Consider the following 252-nt stretch of genomic DNA (forward strand, 5'->3'; position numbering starts at 1 on the left):
GTTCACCAGCAGCTTCAGCTCGTGGCTGACGTCGACGGGCTTGAAGCTGACGCTCGTCCGCTCGGGCACGACCGTGCCCGGGGCCACGCCCTGCGCGTAGCCGATGGCGCACAGGATCCGGCCCCAGTTGGCGTCGCGGCCGTACAGGGCCGTCTTGACCAGCGGGGACCGGGCGATGGTCGACGCGATGCGCCGCGCGGACTCGTAGTCCGGGGAGTTCTGCACCCGGACGGTGACGAATTTCGTGGCGCC

At 70.6% G+C, this 252-nt stretch carries 1 protein-coding gene; it reads right to left on the reverse strand.

Annotated features, from left to right (window positions below; all coding sequences use genetic code 11):
- Positions 1 to 252 (reverse strand): bifunctional ornithine acetyltransferase/N-acetylglutamate synthase (locus PZC42_RS25050; protein WP_277214356.1); only part of this gene is annotated, 252 nt, incomplete at both ends.

It is taken from the genome of Isoptericola croceus, from assembly GCF_029382255.1.
Lineage (GTDB): Bacteria > Actinomycetota > Actinomycetes > Actinomycetales > Cellulomonadaceae > Isoptericola > Isoptericola croceus.